This is a genomic window from Streptomyces sp. NPDC005820 (genome assembly GCF_040630255.1).
GTDB lineage: Bacteria > Actinomycetota > Actinomycetes > Streptomycetales > Streptomycetaceae > Streptomyces.
Genome location: NZ_JBEXXE010000011.1, coordinates 48,299 through 66,226 on the forward strand (window position 1 = coordinate 48,299; position 17,928 = coordinate 66,226).

At 72.6% G+C, this 17,928-nt stretch carries 19 protein-coding genes; 8 read left to right on the forward strand and 11 right to left on the reverse strand.

Annotated elements, in window-relative coordinates:
• Positions 1–8 precede the first annotated feature (8 nt).
• The gene (locus ABZ464_RS15400; protein ID WP_359276325.1) at positions 9–371 is read right to left on the reverse strand and encodes a hypothetical protein; all 363 of its coding nucleotides are present in this window, start codon (positions 369–371) and stop codon (positions 9–11) included.
• A gap of 2 nt (positions 372–373) precedes the next feature.
• A complete protein-coding gene (locus ABZ464_RS15405) occupies positions 374–1,123 on the reverse strand; it encodes a LytTR family DNA-binding domain-containing protein (RefSeq protein ID WP_359276328.1) in 750 nt (249 codons plus the stop codon).
• Between the two features lie 78 nt (positions 1,124–1,201).
• Between ABZ464_RS15405 and ABZ464_RS15410 the strand changes: the two genes are divergently transcribed.
• The 6 genes from ABZ464_RS15410 to ABZ464_RS15435 all read left to right on the forward strand — a co-directional run bounded on the left by ABZ464_RS15410 (position 1,202) and on the right by ABZ464_RS15435 (position 8,651).
• Positions 1,202–1,714 carry an Lrp/AsnC family transcriptional regulator gene (locus tag ABZ464_RS15410; protein WP_359276331.1) on the forward strand — a complete coding sequence of 171 codons (513 nt, stop codon included), beginning with the start codon at positions 1,202–1,204 and terminating at the stop codon, positions 1,712–1,714.
• Between the two features lie 75 nt (positions 1,715–1,789).
• Positions 1,790–2,614 (forward strand): dimethylargininase, encoded by an 825-nt coding sequence (gene ddaH / locus ABZ464_RS15415; RefSeq protein WP_359276334.1) that lies wholly within the window; start codon positions 1,790–1,792, stop codon positions 2,612–2,614.
• On the forward strand, positions 2,611–3,894 hold the full coding sequence (gene rocD / locus ABZ464_RS15420) for an ornithine--oxo-acid transaminase (protein ID WP_359276337.1): 1,284 nt from the start codon (positions 2,611–2,613) through the stop codon (positions 3,892–3,894). The genes ddaH and rocD overlap by 4 nt, the downstream gene beginning before the upstream one ends.
• Positions 3,895–4,015: 121 nt before the next feature.
• The gene (locus tag ABZ464_RS15425) at positions 4,016–6,496 is read left to right on the forward strand and encodes a SpoIIE family protein phosphatase (protein ID WP_359276344.1); all 2,481 of its coding nucleotides are present in this window, start codon (positions 4,016–4,018) and stop codon (positions 6,494–6,496) included.
• Positions 6,497–6,562: 66 nt separating this feature from the next.
• On the forward strand, positions 6,563–7,822 hold the full coding sequence (locus ABZ464_RS15430; protein WP_359276346.1) for a SpoIIE family protein phosphatase: 1,260 nt from the start codon (positions 6,563–6,565) through the stop codon (positions 7,820–7,822).
• Between the two features lie 106 nt (positions 7,823–7,928).
• Positions 7,929–8,651, forward strand: a complete 723-nt coding sequence (locus tag ABZ464_RS15435) for a lysophospholipid acyltransferase family protein (RefSeq protein ID WP_359276349.1) — start codon at positions 7,929–7,931, stop codon at positions 8,649–8,651.
• Positions 8,652–8,716: 65 nt separating this feature from the next.
• Here ABZ464_RS15435 and ABZ464_RS15440 read toward each other — a convergent pair whose 3' ends face one another.
• The 8 genes from ABZ464_RS15440 to ABZ464_RS15475 form a co-directional block, all read right to left on the reverse strand.
• Positions 8,717–10,315 carry an alpha/beta hydrolase gene (locus tag ABZ464_RS15440; RefSeq protein WP_359276352.1) on the reverse strand — a complete coding sequence of 533 codons (1,599 nt, stop codon included), beginning with the start codon at positions 10,313–10,315 and terminating at the stop codon, positions 8,717–8,719.
• 134 nt (positions 10,316–10,449) lie between these two features.
• Positions 10,450–11,208: an urease accessory protein UreD gene (locus tag ABZ464_RS15445; RefSeq protein WP_359276825.1), complete on the reverse strand. Its 759-nt coding sequence runs from the start codon at positions 11,206–11,208 to the stop codon at positions 10,450–10,452.
• A 2-nt stretch (positions 11,209–11,210) separates the two neighbouring features.
• Positions 11,211–11,888, reverse strand: coding sequence for an urease accessory protein UreG (gene ureG, locus ABZ464_RS15450; protein WP_359276355.1), 678 nt, complete (start codon positions 11,886–11,888; stop codon positions 11,211–11,213).
• Between the two features lie 51 nt (positions 11,889–11,939).
• The gene (locus ABZ464_RS15455; protein WP_359276358.1) at positions 11,940–12,614 is read right to left on the reverse strand and encodes an urease accessory UreF family protein; all 675 of its coding nucleotides are present in this window, start codon (positions 12,612–12,614) and stop codon (positions 11,940–11,942) included.
• A gap of 13 nt (positions 12,615–12,627) precedes the next feature.
• Positions 12,628–14,349, reverse strand: a complete 1,722-nt coding sequence (locus tag ABZ464_RS15460; RefSeq protein WP_359276361.1) for an urease subunit alpha — start codon at positions 14,347–14,349, stop codon at positions 12,628–12,630.
• Complete coding sequence (locus ABZ464_RS15465) at positions 14,342–14,653, reverse strand: urease subunit beta (RefSeq protein ID WP_359276364.1); 312 nt, start codon at positions 14,651–14,653, stop codon at positions 14,342–14,344. The genes ABZ464_RS15460 and ABZ464_RS15465 overlap by 8 nt, the downstream gene beginning before the upstream one ends.
• A 14-nt stretch (positions 14,654–14,667) precedes the next feature.
• Positions 14,668–14,970 (reverse strand): urease subunit gamma, encoded by a 303-nt coding sequence (locus ABZ464_RS15470; protein WP_010355509.1) that lies wholly within the window; start codon positions 14,968–14,970, stop codon positions 14,668–14,670.
• 111 nt (positions 14,971–15,081) lie between these two features.
• On the reverse strand, positions 15,082–15,729 hold the full coding sequence (locus ABZ464_RS15475) for a TetR/AcrR family transcriptional regulator (protein WP_359276367.1): 648 nt from the start codon (positions 15,727–15,729) through the stop codon (positions 15,082–15,084).
• Positions 15,730–15,877: 148 nt separating this feature from the next.
• On the opposite strand from ABZ464_RS15475, the gene ABZ464_RS15480 reads away from it, so the two are divergent.
• Entirely contained in the window at positions 15,878–16,867 is a 990-nt protein-coding gene (locus ABZ464_RS15480; RefSeq protein ID WP_359276370.1) for an ABC transporter permease, read from the forward strand.
• 60 nt (positions 16,868–16,927) lie between these two features.
• Here ABZ464_RS15480 and ABZ464_RS15485 read toward each other — a convergent pair whose 3' ends face one another.
• Positions 16,928–17,227 carry a type II toxin-antitoxin system Phd/YefM family antitoxin gene (locus tag ABZ464_RS15485; RefSeq protein WP_359276372.1) on the reverse strand — a complete coding sequence of 100 codons (300 nt, stop codon included), beginning with the start codon at positions 17,225–17,227 and terminating at the stop codon, positions 16,928–16,930.
• A gap of 73 nt (positions 17,228–17,300) precedes the next feature.
• Here ABZ464_RS15485 and ABZ464_RS15490 point away from each other — a divergent pair, with 73 nt between their 5' ends.
• Entirely contained in the window at positions 17,301–17,924 is a 624-nt protein-coding gene (locus tag ABZ464_RS15490; protein WP_359276374.1) for an ATP-dependent Clp protease proteolytic subunit, read from the forward strand.
• Positions 17,925–17,928: the final 4 nt, after the last annotated feature.

Consider the following 17,928-nt stretch of genomic DNA (forward strand, 5'->3'; position numbering starts at 1 on the left):
TCCGGCCCCTATCGGTCTTCGACCAGTCGGACGAAGTCCCGTTCGTTGCGTTCGGCGCGGCGGACGTACCAGCGGGCCAGCAGGACGAGCGGGAGGTAGAGGCAGAAGCCGAGAACCGCCCATTCCAGGCGGTGGGCGTCGGGCATCGCCGCGAACAGCAGCGGCAGCGGGCCGACGAGGAGGGCGAGGACGGCGAACACCACGAGGGCGGCGCGCAGCTGGGAGCGCATGAGGGAGCGGACGTAGGTGTGGCCGAGGGTGGTCTGCTCGTCGATCTCGGTGCGGGGGCGGTAGTAGCCGGAGGCGCGGCCGCCGGTGCGGCGGGGCGGGCCGCTGACGACGACGCGGCGCTCGGCGGGGTCCTGCGGCATGCTCACGGCCTCCTCATCAGCAGGTCCCGCAGTTCGCGGGCGTGGCGGCGGCTGACCTGGAGTTCCTCGCCGCCGACCAGGACGCTGACCGTGCCGGCGTCCAGGCGGAGTTCCCCTATGTGGCGCAGGGCGACGAGGTGGCGGCGGTGGATGCGGACGAATCCGCGGGCCCGCCAGCGTTCCTCGAGGGTGGACAGGGGGATGCGGACGAGGTGGTTGCCGCGGTCGGTGTGCAGTCGGGCGTAGTCGCCGTGGGCCTCGACATGGGTGATGTCGTCCACGGCGACGAACCGGGTCACGCCGCCGAGCTCGACGGGTATGTGGTCGGGGTCGGGCTCGTGGACGGGGATGCGGGGCGCGGCGCCGCGCAGTTCGACGGCCCGGCGGACGGCTTCGGCGAGGCGTTCCTTGCGGACGGGCTTGAGGACGTAGTCGACGGCCTTGAGGTCGAAGGCCTGGACGGCGAAGTCCTCGTGGGCGGTGACGAACACGACCAGCGGGGGCCGGGCGAAGCCGGTGAGCAGGCGGGCCAGGTCGAGGCCGTCGAGGCCGGGCATCTGGATGTCGAGGAAGACGACGTCGATGGCCTCGGGGCCGTGCGGGCCGGACTCCAGGGCGCGGTTGATGCGGCGCAGCGCCTCGGTCGCGTCGCCGGCGCCCTCCACGCTGCCGACGCGGGGATCGGCGTTCAGCAGGTACAGCAGTTCCTCGAGCGAGGGGCGTTCGTCGTCGACGGCGAGGGCGCGCAGCATGAACGTGGAGTGTAGGGGCGATCGGCACGGCTGGACATGTGCCGAGGTGTGGACGTATCCGCTGGATACAGTGCCCGCATGAACAGCGGCACTGCCCCTTTCGACGATCTCGACCGGAAGATCGTCACCGCTCTGATGGCGAACGCCAGGACGAGTTTCGCGGAGATCGGGTCGGCGATCGGTCTGTCGGCGACGGCGGTCAAACGCCGGGTGGACCGGTTGCGGGACACCGGGGTGATCACGGGGTTCACGGCGACGGTGAAGCCGGCGGCACTGGGCTGGCGCACGGAGGCGTACGTGGAGGTGTACTGCGAGGGCGCGGCCCCGCCGCGGCGGCTCGCGGAGGTGGTGCGCAACCATCCGGAGATCACCGCGGCGATGACGGTGACGGGCGGGGCGGACGCGCTGCTGCATGTGCGGGCACGGGACGTGGAGCACTTCGAGGAGGTGCTGGAGCGCATCCGGGTGGAGCCGTTCATCCGCAAGACGATCAGCGTGATGGTGCTGTCGCATCTGCTGCCGGACAGTCCGGAGGCGGGAGCCACACAAGTGGCCCCCGATGACGCAGGGAACGTGCGCGGCGCGGGCTGAACACGCAGCATTCCTGCGTGAACACGCAGCGTTCGTTCCTTGTAGCGCTCCGCTGTCGGTTCTTACCTTGGGGACATGTCCGACAGTGTGACCACCGGCCGGAGGCCGAGTGCCCGGCGCTTCCTGGTCTGCGAGCCCAGACACTTCGCCGTGCAGTACGCGATCAATCCCTGGATGCATCCCGACAGCCCCGTCGACGTCGATCTCGCCCGGGAGCAGTGGCAGACGCTGATCCGCGCCTACCGCTCGCACGGGCACACGGTCGACACCGTGGATCCGGCCCCCGGCCTGCCGGACATGGTCTTCGCCGCGAACTCCGCGGTCGTCGTGGCCGGCCGGGTGTTCGGCTCGCTCTTCCACGCGCCCGAGCGGCGTCCCGAGTCCGCGCTGTACGACACCTGGTTCAAGACCGCCGGCTACGAGGTGCACCGCCCGGAGCACATCTGCGAGGGCGAGGGAGATCTGGTGTGGACCGGCCGGTACGTGCTGGCCGGCACCGGGTTCCGCACGACGCGCGAGGCGCACCGCGAGGTGCAGGAGTTCTTCGGTCACCCGGTGATCAGCCTGACGCTGGTGGACCCGCACTTCTACCACCTGGACACGGCGCTGTTCGTGCTGGACGACGACAACGTCTCCTACTACCCGGAGGCGTTCTCGCCGGGCAGCCGCCAGGTGCTGGCCCGGCTGTACCCGGACGCGGTACTGGCCACCCGTGACGACGCGATGGCCTTCGGCCTCAACTCCGTCTCCGACGGCCGTCATGTGTTCATCGCGCCCCGGGCCGAGGCCCTCGCGGCCCGGCTGACCGAGCGCGGTTATGTCCCCGTCCCCGTCGACCTGTCGGAGTTCCAGAAGGCCGGCGGTGGCATCAAGTGCTGCACTCAGGAGATCCGTTCATGACCGCACCCGTCGTTCCCGCGCGCTCGCCCGAGGCAGTCCCCGCCGGCTCGTCCGAGGCCGGGGTCGCACCCGCGCGGTCCTCCGCCGAGCTGATCCGCGCCGAGGAGCCCGTCCTCGCGCACAACTACCATCCGCTGCCCGTGGTCGTCGCGCGCGCCGAGGGCACCTGGGTGGAGGACGTCGAGGGCCGCCGCTACCTCGACATGCTGGCCGGTTACTCGGCCCTCAACTTCGGCCACCGCCACCCCCTGTTGATCGAGGCGGCGCACCGCCAGCTCGACCGGCTCACGCTGACCTCCCGCGCCTTCCACAACGACCGGCTCGCGCAGTTCGCCGAACGGCTCGCGGAGTTGACCGGCCTGGACATGGTGCTGCCGATGAACACCGGCGCGGAGGCGGTGGAGAGCGGCATCAAGGTGGCCCGCAAGTGGGCCTACGAGGTGAAGGGCGTCCCCGCCGACCGGGCCACGATCGTGGTCGCGGCGGAGAACTTCCACGGCCGTACGACGACGATCGTGAGCTTCTCGACGGACGAGACCGCCCGGACGGGCTTCGGCCCGTTCACGCCGGGCTTCCGGATCGTGCCGTACAACGACCTGGCGGCGCTGGAGGCGGCGGTCGACGAGACCACGGCCGCGGTGCTGATCGAGCCGATCCAGGGCGAGGCGGGGGTGGTCATCCCCGACGAGGGCTATCTGGCCGGGGTGCGGGAGCTGACCCGCCGGGCGAACTGCCTGTTCGTCGCGGACGAGATCCAGTCCGGGCTGGGCCGCACGGGCCGGACCCTCGCGGTGGAGCACGAGGGGGTCGTCCCCGACGTCGTCCTGCTCGGCAAGGCGCTCGGCGGCGGGATCGTGCCGGTGTCTGCGGTGGTGGGGCGGCGCGAGGTGCTGTCGGTGCTGCGGCCGGGCGAGCACGGGTCGACCTTCGGCGGCAATCCGCTGGCGGCGGCGGTCGGCACGGCGGTGGTGGAGCTGCTGGAGACCGGTGAGTTCCAGCGGCGGGCGGCGGAGCTGGGGAGCGTGCTGCGGGACGGTCTGACCGCTCTGGTCGGCAAGGGCGTCGTCGGCTTCCGGGCCCGGGGGCTGTGGGCCGGCGTCGACATCGATCCGGCCCTCGGCACCGGCCGCGAGGTGAGCGAGCGGCTGATGCGGGAGGGCGTGCTGGTCAAGGACACCCATGGCTCCACCGTCCGGCTGGCGCCGCCGCTGACGATCACGGGCGAGGAACTGGGGTCGGCGCTGGAGGCATTGGGCAGGGTGCTCGTCCAGGGGGCCTGAGCGGACGGGCCGCACGCGGGGGTGAGCCGGGGCTCCCGGGTGGCTCGGTCGGGCTCGTGCAGGCAGGGTGAAGATTGGGTCAGGAGGTGGTAGACCACTCTCAGCGACAGAGAGGTCGACCGTGGGCACACACGACGAGGACGGCGTTGCCCGCCGGCGGTTCGACGTGGCGGATGCCGCGCCCCTGCTGCTCGACGGGCGGGGCGTGGTGACGAGTTGGACCAGGGACGCCGAGCGGCTGCTCGGGTATCCGGCCTCCGAGGCGGTGGGCAGGGACCTGGCCGGGCTGCTGACCCACGGGGACGCGGGCCGGGTGGCGGAGATCCTCGAGCGGTGCCGTCGGGAGGGCGGCTGGAGCGGGCTGCTGTCCGCCCGGCGCCGGGACGGCCGGCCGGTCCCGGTGATGGCCCGGATCACCTGTGCCGACGAGCCGGGCGGCGCCGACCGCCGGCTGGTGCTGCTGAGCGAGACGGGGGACGCGCCCGGCTGGACGATGAGCCGCTCGGTCCTGGAGCGGATGGTGTCGGACTCGCCGATCGGCATCGCCATCGTGGACACGGATCTGCGGTTCGTGTGGTCCAACGACGCGCTCGCCCGGTTCGGCGGCGGCCGGCCCGAGGAGCGGCTGGGGCTGCGGCTCGGGGATGTGCAGCCGGGGCTGGACGCCGAGGCGGCGGAGGCGCAGATGCGGCGGGTGCTGGCCGACGGCGTGACCGTGGTCGGCTACGAGCACGTCGGGCACGTACGGGCCGCGCCGCACCGGGAGACGGCGCACATGCTGTCGTTCACCCGGTTGGACGACGACCACGGGAACCCGGTGGGCGTCTACTACACGGTCGTCGACATCACCGACCGCCACCGCGCCCGGCAGCGGCTCGCCCTCCTCGACCGGGCGGGCCGGTCCATCGGCAGCAGCCTGGACATCGCCCGCACCGCGCAGGAGCTGGCCGACGTGGCCGTCCCCGGGTTCGCCGACGCGGTCGCCGTGGACCTGCCGGCCCCGGTCCTGTCCGGCGCGGAACCCGCACCGGACCCGTCCGGCACGGTCCCCCTGCACCGGGCGGGACAGAGGATCGCCGACAGCGCGAAGCCGCCCCACGCGGCCACCCCCGGCATCGCCACGCCTCCTCACGCCTCCGCCCCAGGCATCGCCACGCCGCCCCACGCCTCCACCCCCACCGTCGCCCACCAGGCCGACTCGCCGCCCGTCCGCTGTCTCCTCACCGGCAGCCCCTGGTACGGCGAGCGTCTCGATCCGTCGGCGGAGAAATGGCTGCGGAACCTGCCCGGCGCCCCCGCCCCGGGTGAATCGGTCAGCGTGCTGATCGTCCCGGTGCGGGCCCGCGGGGCCACCCTGGGGGTGACCTGCTTTCTGCGCCGCGGGCTGCGGGAACCCTTCGACGCCGACGATCTGGCGCTCGCGGAGGACCTGGTCTCGCGGGCGGCCGTGTGCGTGGACAACGCCCGCCGCTATACCCGGGAGCGCGACGCGGCACTGGTGCTCCAGCGCAATCTGCTCCCCCACCGGCTGCCCGAGCAGGACGCGGTCGAGGTGGCCGCCTGCTACCGGCCCGCCGACGAGCTGACCGGCCTCGGCGGCGACTGGTACGACCTGATCCCGCTGTCGGCGGCACGGGTGGCGCTGGTGGTGGGCGAGGTGCCCGGGCACGGCATCGACGCCGCCGCGGCCATGGGGCGCGTACGGACCGCCGTACGCACCCTCGCCGCCCTGGATCTGCCTCCGGAGGAGGTCCTCGCCCACCTGGACGACCTGGTCGTCCGTATGGCCCGGGAGGAGGGGCTGGACGCGGGCACCCAGGCACAGGGGGCGGGGTGCGTGTACGTCGTCTACGACCCCGTCGACGGCCGGTGCGCGATGGCCGCCGCCGGGCATCCGGCCCCGGCGGTCGTGCTGCCCGACGGGGAGGTCAGGTTCGTGGACCTGCCGCAGGGGTCGGCGCTGGGCCTGGGCGGGCCGCCGTTCGAGTCGGCGCAGCTGACCCTGCCGGAGGGCAGCACGCTCGCGCTGCACACCGACGGTCTGCTCGCCCAGGGCGCCGAGTGGGCGCTGGACACCGACCGCGCCCGGCTGCGGCGGGCCCTGGAGCGTCCGGCGGCGGGCCTGGACCTGGCGTGCCGGACCGTGATCGACGCGCTCGTCCCGGCGCGGCCGTACGACGACGTGGCCCTGCTGATGGCCCGTACCCGCCGGCTGTCCCCGGACCGGGTCGCGGACTGGGAGCTGCCGGCCGACCCGGCCGCGGTCGCCGAGGCGCGCAGGACCGCGAGCCGGCGGCTGGCGGAGTGGGGTCTGCCGGAGCTGTCGTTCACCACCGAGCTGGTGGTGAGCGAGCTGGTCACCAACGCCATCCGGTACGCCACCGGCCCGATCCGGCTGCGACTGATCCGAGAGCGCTCCCTGGTCTGCGAGGTCTTCGACGGCGGCGCCACCGCCCCGCATCTGCGCCATCCGCGCACCACGGACGAGGGCGGCCGCGGTCTGCTGCTGGTCTCCCAGGTCACCGAGCGCTGGGGCACGCGCTTCCTGGGCGAGGGGAAGATCATCTGGGCGGAGCAGTCGCTCTCCGACCCGGGCGTGTGACGCGCGGACCTCCTCCGTCACCTCGCGTGCGAAAATTACCCAAAACCGGCGGATGGGGCGCGAGCCATGAACGACACGGCGATCGACCACGCGGCAGCGATCGACTACGCGGCGGTGTTCCAGTCCCTGCCCGGCATGGTGGCGCTGCTGACGGCCGAGCTCCGGTACGCGGACGCCAACGAGGAGTACCTGCGCGTCGGGGGCCGCAAGCGCGAGCAGGTGGTCGGCCGCCATCTGTTCGAGGTGTTCCCGGACAACCCCAACGACCCGGGCGCGAGCGGGGTCCGCAATCTGGAGGCCTCGCTGCGCCGGGTGCTGGCCACCGGCGAGCGGGACGCGATGGCCCTGCAGCGCTACGACGTCGAGGACCCCGGGCGGCCCGGGGAGTGGGACGAGCGGTACTGGAGCCCGGTCAACGCGCCCGTGTTCGGCCCCGACGGGTCGGTGGTGCTCGTCGTCCACCGGGTCGAGGAGGTCACCGAGCTGATCCGGGCCCGCGGGTCGCGCGGCCCGGGCGAGCCCGGCAGCCGGACCCGGGTGCTGGAGGCCGAGCTGTACACCCGCGCCCGTGAGCTGCAGGAGGTCAACGAACGGCTGCGGCAGGCGCACGCCCGGGAGCGCGAGGTGGCTCTCGCCCTGCAGGAGGCGATGCTGCCCGCCCGCCGTCAGGTCGGCCACCATCACGCGGCCGTGCGCTACCGCCCGGCGGTCGGCTCGCTGAACGTGTGCGGGGACTGGTACGACCTGGTCGACCTGGTCGGCGGCGACCGCATCGGCGTGTCGGTCGGGGACGTCGTGGGGCACGGTCTGGAGGCCGCCGGGGTGATGGGCCAGCTGCGCAGCGCGCTCAGCGCCGCCTCCAGGGTCGCGGAGGGGCCCGCCGAGGCCCTCAACGTGCTCGGGCGGTACGCGCATGTCGTGGACGGCGCGGAATCGGCCACCGTGGTCACCACGTTCATCGACTTCGACCGGCAGACCATCACCTACAGCAGCGCCGGCCATCCCCCGCCCGCGCTCGTCCACCCGGGTGGCCGGGTGGAGTTCCTGGACCGGGCCACCGACCCGCCGCTGGACGCTCCGCCGGACCCCGGGCCCCGGCCGCAGGAGTGCGCCGCCTATGACCACGGCGCCACTCTGGTGCTCTACACGGACGGGCTGGTGGAGCGCCGGCACGAGGACATCGACACCGGCCTGAACCGGCTCGCCGAGGCCCTGTCCCGGCACCGGAACGACGACCCGGAATCCCTCGCCGACTCCGTTCTCCTCGAACTGCTCCCCCCGGGCGGCGCGACGGACGACACGGCTCTGGTCGTCGTACGGCTGTGAGGGACCGGCGACAACGCCCGACGCGGACTTGCTGAGCGGCCACCGGCGGCAGGAACCTGGTGGCGCGGCCGATCGTCGCGGATCCACCGGAGTGAGGAGCTACCCCTTGTTCTACTACGTGCTCAAGTACGTCTTGCTGGGCCCTTTGCTGAAGCTGGTCTTCCGCCCGCGCATCGAGGGACTGGAGCACGTACCGGAGTCGGGGGCGGCGATCGTCGCCGGCAATCATCTGTCGTTCTCGGACCACTTCCTGATGCCGGCGGTCCTCAAGCGGCGCATCACCTTCCTCGCGAAGGCCGAGTACTTCACCGGGCCGGGCCTCAAGGGCAGACTCACGGCCACCTTCTTCCGCAGCGCGGGACAGATCCCGGTGGACCGTTCGGGCAAGGAGGCGGGCCAGGCGGCGATCCGCGAGGGCCTCGGGGTGCTGAGCAAGGACGAGCTGCTGGGCATCTACCCCGAGGGCACCCGTTCGCACGACGGGCGGCTGTACAAGGGCAAGGTGGGCGTCGCGGTGATGGCGCTGAGGGCCGGGGTGCCGGTGATCCCCTGCGCGATGATCGGCACTTTCGAGGCGCAGCCGCCGGGCAAGCTGATCCCCAACCTCCACCCGGTGGTCATCCGCTTCGGCAAGCCGCTGGACTTCTCCCGCTATGCCGGGATGGAGAGCGAGAAGGCGATCCTGCGCGCGATCACCGACGAGATCATGTACGCGATCCTGAAGCTGTCCGACCAGGAGTACGTCGACGAGTACGCGGCGGTGGTGAAGGCGCAGCAGGCCGCGGCGACGGAGAAGCAGCGCAAGTTCCCCCGGATACCGCTGAGCTGACGTCGCGGCACAGCACGAAGGGGCGGCCGGAGTCGATCCGGCCGCCCCTCGCTGTCAGCCGGTGGCTACGGCTTGGGCGTGGCGTGCGGGGCGCAGGTCACGTCCTTGGCGTCCAGCTTCCCGGTGAGCAGGTAGCTTTCCACCCGGGGGTTGATGCAGGAGTTGACGAGGTTCGTCACACCGTGGGAGCCGGCGTCCTTCTCGGTGATCAGACGGGAGCCCTTGAAGCGCTTGTGCAGGGAGACGGCGCCGTCGTACGGGGTGGCCGCGTCCCGCTCGGACTGCACGATCAGTACGCCCGGCAGGCCCTTGTGGGTCTTGACCTCCACCGGGGTCTGCTGCTTGACCGACCAGTAGGCGCACGGCAGGTTCATCCAGGCGTTGGCCCAGGTCAGGAACGGGTAGTCCTTGTTGAGCCGGGTGTTGTCGGCGTTCCACTTCCGCCAGCTGGTGGGCCACTTGGCGTCGGTGCACTCGACGGCCGTGTAGACCGCGTTGCCGTTCTCCGAGGCGATGTTGCCGGCCGTGTCGGTCAGGTCCGGGGCGGCCGCGTCGACGAGGGCCTGGGTGTCCCCGGCGAAGTACTTGCTGAAGACGGTCGCCACCGGGATCCACGAGGAGTCGTAGTACGGGGCGCCCTGGAAGAAGGAGATCAGCTCGGCCGGGCCGACCAGACCGCCGATGGGGTGCTTCTTGGCGGTGGCGCGCAGCTCCAGCCACTTCGCCTGGACGGCGGCGCGGGTGGTGCCGAGGTGGAAGGTCGCGTCGTTGGCGGCGACCCAGTCCTGCCAGTCCTTCCAGCGGCCCTCGAAGGCGACGTCCTGGTCGAGGTTGGCCTCGTACCAGATCTTCTCGCGGGAGGGGTTGACCACGCTGTCGACCACCATGCGGCGGACGTGGCCCGGGAAGAGGGTGCCGTAGACGGCGCCGATGTAGGTGCCGTACGAGACGCCCAGGTAGTTGAGCTTCTTCTCACCGAGGGCGGCCCGGATGACGTCCAGGTCGCGCACGGTGTTCGGCGTGGTCATGTACGGCAGCATCTCGCCGCTGCGCTCGTAGCAGCCGTCGGCGTACTCACGGGCGAGCTTGATCTGCGCGAGCTTGTCGGCCTCGTTGTCCGGGACCGGGTCGGCCTTGGGCGCCTTGACGAACTCCTGCGGGTCGGCGCACGAGATGGGCGCGGAGTGACCGACGCCGCGCGGGTCGAAGCCGACGAAGTCGTAGGCCTTGGCCGCGTTCGCCCAGATCGCGTTCTTGGTGGTGACGCGGCGCGGGAAGCGCATGCCGGAGCCGCCGGGGCCGCCCGGGTTGTAGACGAGCGCGCCCTGGCGCTCCTGCGGCGTGCCCGTGTTGCCGATGTGGTCGACGGCGATCTTGATCTGCTTGCCGTTGGGGCGCGCGTAGTCGAGCGGCACGCTGACCCAGCCGCACTGGATCGGCTTCTCCAGGCCCCAGTCGGCCGGGCAGTCCTGCCAGTCGATGCCGGCCTTGGCGGCGCGCTCCGCGGCGATCGCAGCACCCCGCTGCTCCCTGTCCTGTCCCGAACGGCCGCCGGCCGCGTTCGCGGTCGGCGCCGCGACCGCCGTGGCCATCAGCGTGGCGGCGACGAGCGCGCCGGCCGAACCGAGCACTGCGGTCCTTCTGTTCGGTCGTATGTCCCTCAAGTGGGCTTCTCCCCTACCTTGTTATGGCGGTACAGCGATACGGCGGTATGGGGATCCTTGCGGCTGTGAGGTACCTGAGAACAGGTGTCGTTGACCTTCTTTGCCAATCCGATAACCGGAGAGGAAAGCCCCGCTCAGCGGGGGTGGAGGACGGCCAGGGCCTCGTCCAGCACCCGCCGCAGCCGAAGCCCGTCCGGCGCGACGGCGCTCACCAGGGCGGCGGGCCCGGCGAGCGGCGCCAGAAAGGCGTGCTCGCCGAGGGCCTGCGCGGTGACCGGACGGGTCGTGAACTCCGGCCGTACGACGACGAGTTGACCGATGGCGCGATGTCCGGCGAGGACGGCGGGGCCGTCCCAGCCGCCGGGTGCGCCGGGTCCGCAGGCCAGTTCCTGGTCGAGGACGGCCCGGCCGTCCACGCGGACGACGAGCCGGCTGGTGAGCCGCCCGGGCTCCTCCCCCACCCGGCCGAGGACCTGTTCCTCGCGCAGCACCAGACGGGCCCCGGGCGCGAGGTCGGCCCGGGTGGTGACGTACAGGTCGCTGCCGCGTGCGGAGATCAACGGCTCGGGCAGCCAGTGGAGTTCGCCCCCGTCGGCGACGTCGAGCCGTACGTCGTAGTGGGCGGCGTCCTTGATCTGCCCGGGCAGGGCGATGGTGGCCGCGGCCGAGCCCACCCTCAGCCGGGCCCCGCCGCCGACCTCCGCCTCGACGGCGAACCGGTCCCCGCCGAGGGGTCCGCTCATCGCGCCCACGAGCACGACCCGGGCCTCGTCGCCGGCGCCCCGGGTGCGGCGCAGCGCGAGCGGCCCGTCGCTCTCCAGGACGGGCAGGGCGGTGCCGCCGCGCCCGTCGGCCGTCGCCCCGATCCGCGCGACGGCCCGCACTCCGCCCATCGTCACGCCGTCCAGGCGCCGAGCTGCGCCCGCACCCAGGCGGCGACGTCCGCCACCCCGCTCCCGCCGCGCAACGACTGGAACACCACCGGCAGTTCGGCGCGCTGCGCCTTGGCGTCGGCGGCCATCCGGGCGAGGTCGGAGCCGACGTACGGGGCGAGGTCGGTCTTGTTGACGACGAGCAGGTCGGCGGTGGTGACGCCCGGGCCGCCCTTCCTCGGGATGTCGTCGCCGCCCGCGACGTCGATGACGAAGATCTGCGCGTCGACGAGCCCCTTGGAGAAGGTGGCGGTGAGGTTGTCCCCGCCGGACTCGACGAGCACGAGGTCCAGCGGCCCGACGGCGTCCTCGAGGTCCTCCACGGCTTCGAGGTTGGCGGAGATGTCGTCCCGGATCGCGGTGTGCGGGCAGGCCCCGGTCTCCACGGCCGTGATCCGCTCGGGCGGCAGCACGGCCTCCCGCAGCAGGAACTCGGCGTCCTCGCGGGTGTAGATGTCGTTGGTGACGACGGCGAGGGACAGCTCGTCGCGCAGCGCCCGGCAGAGCGCGGCGACGGTGGCGGTCTTGCCCGAGCCGACGGGCCCGCCGAGCCCGATCCGCAGGGCCCGCCGCGCACCGTCGGGCCGACGCGCATCGGCGCCGACGGCGGCGGGACCGGGGTGGGAGTGGTCGAGGTGCATGGGACAACTCTCCTTCAGTGGAAGTCTTTCAGCGCGTCCGGCGTTTGAGCCCTACGAGGCGAACAGCCGCACCGGCCAGGCCGCGTGCGCCTGCGCGCCGATCTCCAGCAGCGGCGCGGACGCCGACGGCAGGGCGTCGACGCCGGCGGTCCGTACGGCGGCCCCGGCGACCGTCGCCCGGTCGACGACCCGGTCCAGTTCCGGTGCCAGCCGGGCCAGGACCGCCGTCGCCTCGAACGGGTCGAGGCTCAGGAGCCGTACCACGGCCGTCGCCGGGCCGCTCATGCTCTCGTACGCCGCGCAGTACGCCGCGTCCTCGGGCCCCAGTCCGGCCGCGCGCGCCGTCAGTCCCAGCACCACCGGCTGGTGGGCGCCCTTGGGGAACTCCCGGGCCAGGGCGTCCAGCTCGGGGCTCGGCCAGGTCGCGCGGGCGGCCCGCATCAGCTGGCGGCCCAGCCTGCGCGCGGCCAGCCGCAGCGCAGGGGACGGGGTGCGGGCGTCCGCCGCCGCGTCCAGCGCGGCCGGGTCCGCGCCGTCCGCCGCCGCGGCGGCGAGGGCGGCGGCGACGAGTCCGGCCGTGTGCAGCCGGCCCCGGCAGAATGCCTCCAGGTCCGCCGCTCCGGTGATCCGCCCCGCCTTGACCGCCTCCTCCGCCCCGCCGGAGTGCGCGTGCCCTCCGGCGGGGAAGCGGCCGTCGGCGAGGACCAGCAGTGCTGCCGTGCCCATCACGTCCCGCCCATCAGAACAGGAAGTAACGCTGGGCCATGGGCAGCTCGGCCGCCGGGGTCGCCTCGACCAGTTCGCCGTCGATGTGCACGGCGAAGCTGTCGGGGTCGACCTCGACGCGCGGCCGGGCGTCGTTCTCCCGCATGTCCGCCTTGGTGACCGCACGGGTGGACTCGATGGCGACGAACCTCTTGCCGAGCTGGAGCCGCTCCGGCAGCCCGTCCTCGATGGCGAGCGGTGCCACGAAGTTGAAGGAGTTCGAGGCAGGGGCCCGGCCGATCGCCCCGTACATCGGCCGCGGCAGGATCGGCTGCGGGGTCGGGATGGACGCGTTCGCATCACCCATCTGGGCGTAGGCGATCTGGCCCCCCTTGAGCACGAGGTGCGGTTTGACACCGAAGAACGCCGGCTCCCACAGGACGAGGTCGGCGAGCTTGCCCGTCTCGACGGACCCGATCTCCCTGGCCAGCCCCTGGGCCAGCGCCGGGTTGATCGTGTACTTGGCGACATAGCGCCGTACGCGACGGTTGTCGGCCCGGCCGTCGCCGGGCAGGGCGCCCCGCCGGCGCTTCATGACGTGCGCGGTCTGCCAGGTCCGCAGGATCACCTCGCCGACCCGGCCCATGGCCTGGGAGTCGGAGGAGATGATCGAGATGGCGCCGAGGTCGTGGAGTATGTCCTCGGCGCCGATGGTGGACGGCCGGATCCGGGACTCGGCGAAGGCCAGGTCCTCGGGGACCGCCGGGTTGAGGTGGTGGCACACCATGAGCATGTCGAGGTGTTCCTCGGCGGTGTTCACCGTGTACGGGCGGGTCGGGTTGGTGGAGCTGGGCAGGACGTGCGGCTCGGAGACCACCGTCATGATGTCCGGCGCGTGCCCGCCGCCCGCACCCTCGGTGTGGTAGGCGTGGATGCCCCGCCCGGCGATCGCGGCGAGCGTGTCGCCCACGAACCCGGCCTCGTTCAGGGTGTCCGTGTGGATGGCGACCTGGATGCCGGTGCGCTCCGCGACGGTCAGCGAGGCGTCGATGACGGCCGGGGTCGAGCCCCAGTCCTCGTGCAGCTTCAGGCCCAGCGCGCCGCCCCGGATCTGGGAGAGCATCGCCTCCTGGGAGACGGTGTTGCCCTTGCCGAGGAAGCCGATGTTGAGCGGGTACTGCTCCATCGCCTCCAGCATGCGGGCGAGGTGCCAGGGGCCCGGGGTGACGGTGGTGGCCTTGGAGCCCTCGGCGGGGCCGGTACCGCCGCCGACCAGTGTCGTCACGCCCGCCGCCAGCGCCTCGTCGGCGATCTGCGGGCAGATGAAGTGGACGTGCGCGTCGACCGCGCCGGCCGTGAGGATGCGTCCGTTGCCCGCGATGACCTCGGTCTCGGGGCCCAGCACCAGATCGGGGTGGACGCCGTCCATGGTGTCGGGGTTGCCCGCCTTGCCGAGCGCGGTGATGCGCCCGTCGCGGATGCCGACGTCGGCCTTGACGATCCCCCAGTGGTCGACGACGACGGCGCCGGTGATGACGGTGTCCGGGGTGCCGTCGGCGCGCGTGGCACGCGACTGGCCCATGGACTCCCGGATGACCTTGCCGCCGCCGAAGACCGCCTCGTCACCGGCGAGCCCGGGGCCGCCGGAGCGGTCCTCCTCGATCTCGATCAGCAGATCGGTGTCGGCGAGGCGGATGCGGTCGCCGGTGGTCGGGCCGAACAGGTCGGCGTACGCGGCACGCGAGATCTCAGGCATCGAGGGCACCTCCGGTCTCCCCGCGCAGTCCGGGCACCACCCGGGCACCGGCCAGCGGGACGAGTTCCACCTCGGCGGGGATGCCGGGCTCGAAGCGCACGGCGGTACCGGCGGCGACGTTCAGCCGCTTGCCGCGGGCGGCGGCGCGGTCGAACTCCAGACCGGGGTTGGCCTCGGCGAAGTGGTAGTGGGAACCGACCTGGACGGGCCGGTCGGCGGCGTTGAGGACGGTGAGCCGGGTGATCTCGCGGCCCTCGTTGCAGACGATCGGGTCCTCGGCGAAGAGGATCTCTCCGGGAATCATGGCGGCCTCCCCCGTCAGACGATCGGGTCGTGGACGGTGACGAGCTTGGTGCCGTCGGGGAAGGTGGCCTCGACCTGGACGTCGTGGATCATCTCGGGGATGCCCTCCATGACGTCGTCCCGGGTGAGCAGCTTGCGTCCGGAGGCCATCAGCTCGGCGACCGTGCGTCCGTCCCGCGCGCCCTCGAGAATGTGCGAGGTGATGAGGGCGACGGCCTCGGGGTGGTTGAGCTTCAGTCCGCGGGCCCGGCGCTTCTCGGCGACGTCGGCCGCGACATGGATCAGCAGCCTCTCCTGCTCGTGCGGGGTCAGTTGCACGTCCCACCTCACATCCTCGCTCCGGACCGTGCGGGGCCCGGTTGCCGCAGCCACGAGGAAAAGCCCTGGTGGCGTGGAGGGGCAGGCTAGTTGGGGTGCATTTCGAGCACGTTAACCGAGCTGTGACCGAACCGGCCGCCCCTCGGCCTCCGACACGCTCATCAGGGCGCGCAGGCCGTCGCCCAGCACCTCCACCGGCGCGGGCCCGAACAGCGACTGCTGGGCGAGGAAGCCCAGGACGACCGCGATCATCGTGCGCGCCACATGGTCCGGGGGGACGTCCGCGCGCATCGTCCCGGCGGCCTGGTACACCTCGACGATCCGCCCCCACGCCGCGCGCACCGCGCAGTACCCCTCCCGCAGGATCGCCGCCAGCTCGTCGTTGCGGAGGGTCTCCGTCCACACCTGGACGACCAGACGGGGAAAGGCCGGCTTCCCGTCGACGGTCAGGGAGGCGCGGGCCGCGAGGGTGCGGCCTAGGACCTCGGTCACCAGGACGTCCGGGGGCGGCGGCGGGTCGAGCCGGGCCGCCTCCTCGAAGGAGGTCCGGACCTGGCCGAGCACCTCGGAGACGATCGCGGCGATCAGCTCCTCCTTGCCGCTGAAGTAGCGGTACACCGCGCCGGCCGACAGGTCGACCTCCTTCAGCACGTCCTGCATGGACGTGGCGTGGAAGCCGTTGCGGGCGAAGCAGACCGCGGCGCCGTCGAGAATCTGCCGGCGGCGTGCGTCGAGGTGGGCCTGGGATACGCGTGCCATGCCGCAAACGTAAAACGAACATTCCTTCTTGACAAGGCGCGACCGACAGGCGCACGCTCGGAACGCAAGTAAAACGAACGATCCTTCTTTTTTAGATCCCACTCTTTAGATCCCACTGCTCTCTCGTCTACTCCCCCAGGGGGAAGCCATGTCCGCCACCCGGCGTCTGATCGCCGTCGTCCTGCTCGTCCCGACCCTCGCCGCCGTGGCACTGTGGGCCTTCGCCTGGCCCGCCGCCCGCACCGCGCCCCGCGATCTGCCGCTCGGCGTGGCGGGCCCGGCCGCCGCGACGGCCCAGGTGGAGAAGGAGCTCGCCCGGCACGAGGGCGCCTTCGAGATCCACCGCTACCGGGACGAGGCCGCCGCCCGCGACGCGATCGAGGACCGGACCGTATACGGCGCGGTGGTCGTCACCGCCCGGGGTGCCGAGCTGCTGACCGCCTCGGCCGCGAGCCCGGTCGTGGCCCAGCTGCTCCAGCAGGCGGTGGCCGGGCGGACGGCCGCCGAGGGCACCGGGGTGAAGACGGTTGACGTGGTGCCGGCCCCGTCGACCGACCCGCGCGGCGCGGCGTTGAACGCGAGTGTGCTGCCGCTGGCGCTGGCCGGGATCGTCGCGGGCGCGGTGGTGACCGTCCTGGGGCTGCGCGGCCTGCGCGCGGCGCTCGCCCTGGTCGGCGCGGCGGCCCTGGTCGGCCTGGTCGCGGCGGCGCTGGCGGACAGCTGGCTGGGCGTGCTCACCGGCGACTGGTGGGCGGAGGCCTCGGTGTTCGCGCTGTCGACGCTCGCGGTGGCCGCGGCGGTGGCCGGCTGCGCCGCCCTGGCCGGCCCGGCGGGCATCGGTCTCGTGTCGTTCCTGGTGATGTTCCTCGGCAACCCGTTCTCCGGGGCGCCCTCGGCCCCGCGGATGCTGCCCGAGCCGGCCGGGGCGATCGGCCAGTGGCTGCCGCCGGGCGCGGGCACGACCCTGCTGCGCTCGGTGTCGTTCTTCGACGGCGCGGCGGCGACCGGCCCCGCCCTCACCCTGGTGTGGTGGGCCGCCCTCGGTCTCGGCGCGGTGCTGCTGGGCACCCGGCTGAAGGCGCGCAGGACGCCAGCCGGGCCGGCCGCCGAGCAGTGGGAGCCGGCCCTGGTCGCCTGACCGGAGCCCTCCGCCCCCTGGAAGGCCGTGCACCCCGGTGGTGCGCGGCCTTCGCCGTGTCTACGACGGGTTCGGCCCGCGGTGTTCCGCCACGATCCCGAACCGGTGCTGTTCGCGGCGAGCGGACGCGACCTCGCGCACGGCGGAGACCGAGCCGATCACCGGCTCCTCGACGGGCCGCTCCAGCTCCTCCGGCGACCGGTCCAGTTCATCGAGTCGCTCCAGGTCGGCGGCGGAGACAAGGGCGACGAGGGGCTTGCCGTGCCGCGTCACGACGACACGCTCACCGCCGTACACCACCCGGTTGATCAGGTCGGCGAGTTCAGCCCTGGCTTGCGTCACCGGAATCTCGTAGGCCATGACCCCATTCTAACGTCACGTACGTCCTGTACATTTTTTACAGATGCGCCAGACGCCCGAGGAGGGGTTCCCGATGACCCGACCGTCCGCCCGCCACGTCCTGCCCGAGTTCACGGAGCGCACGAGCTTCGGACACCGCACGATGGATCCGTACTCGAAGCTGCTGGAGGAGCGGATCGTCTTCCTCGGGACGCCGATCGACGACATCGCGGCGAACGACGTGATGGCCCAGTTCATGTACCTGGAGCACAAGGACCCGGACCGGGACATCGCGCTGTACATCAACTCCCCCGGCGGCTCGTTCCAGGCGATGACCGCGATCTACGACACCGTCCGGTACGTCACCTGTGACGTGGAGACGACCTGCCTCGGCCAGGCCGGCTCGTCGGCGGCGGTACTGCTGGCGGCGGGCACCCCCGGCAAGCGGTTCGCGCTGCCGGGCGCGCGGATGATCATCCGGCAGCCGGCCCTGGAGCCTGTCGAAGGCCAGGCCAGCGACCTGGCGATCCAGGCCGAGGAGCTGGCGCGCACCCGGGATCTGCTGGAGGAGATGCTCGTACGGCACACCGGGCGCAGCCCCGAACAGGTGACCGAGGACATCGAGCGGGATCTGATCCTGACCGCGCCGCAGGCCAAGGAGTACGGCCTGGTGGACGGGGTGGTCCCGAGCCGGCGCGACCTCTCCGGGACGAGGTGAGCGA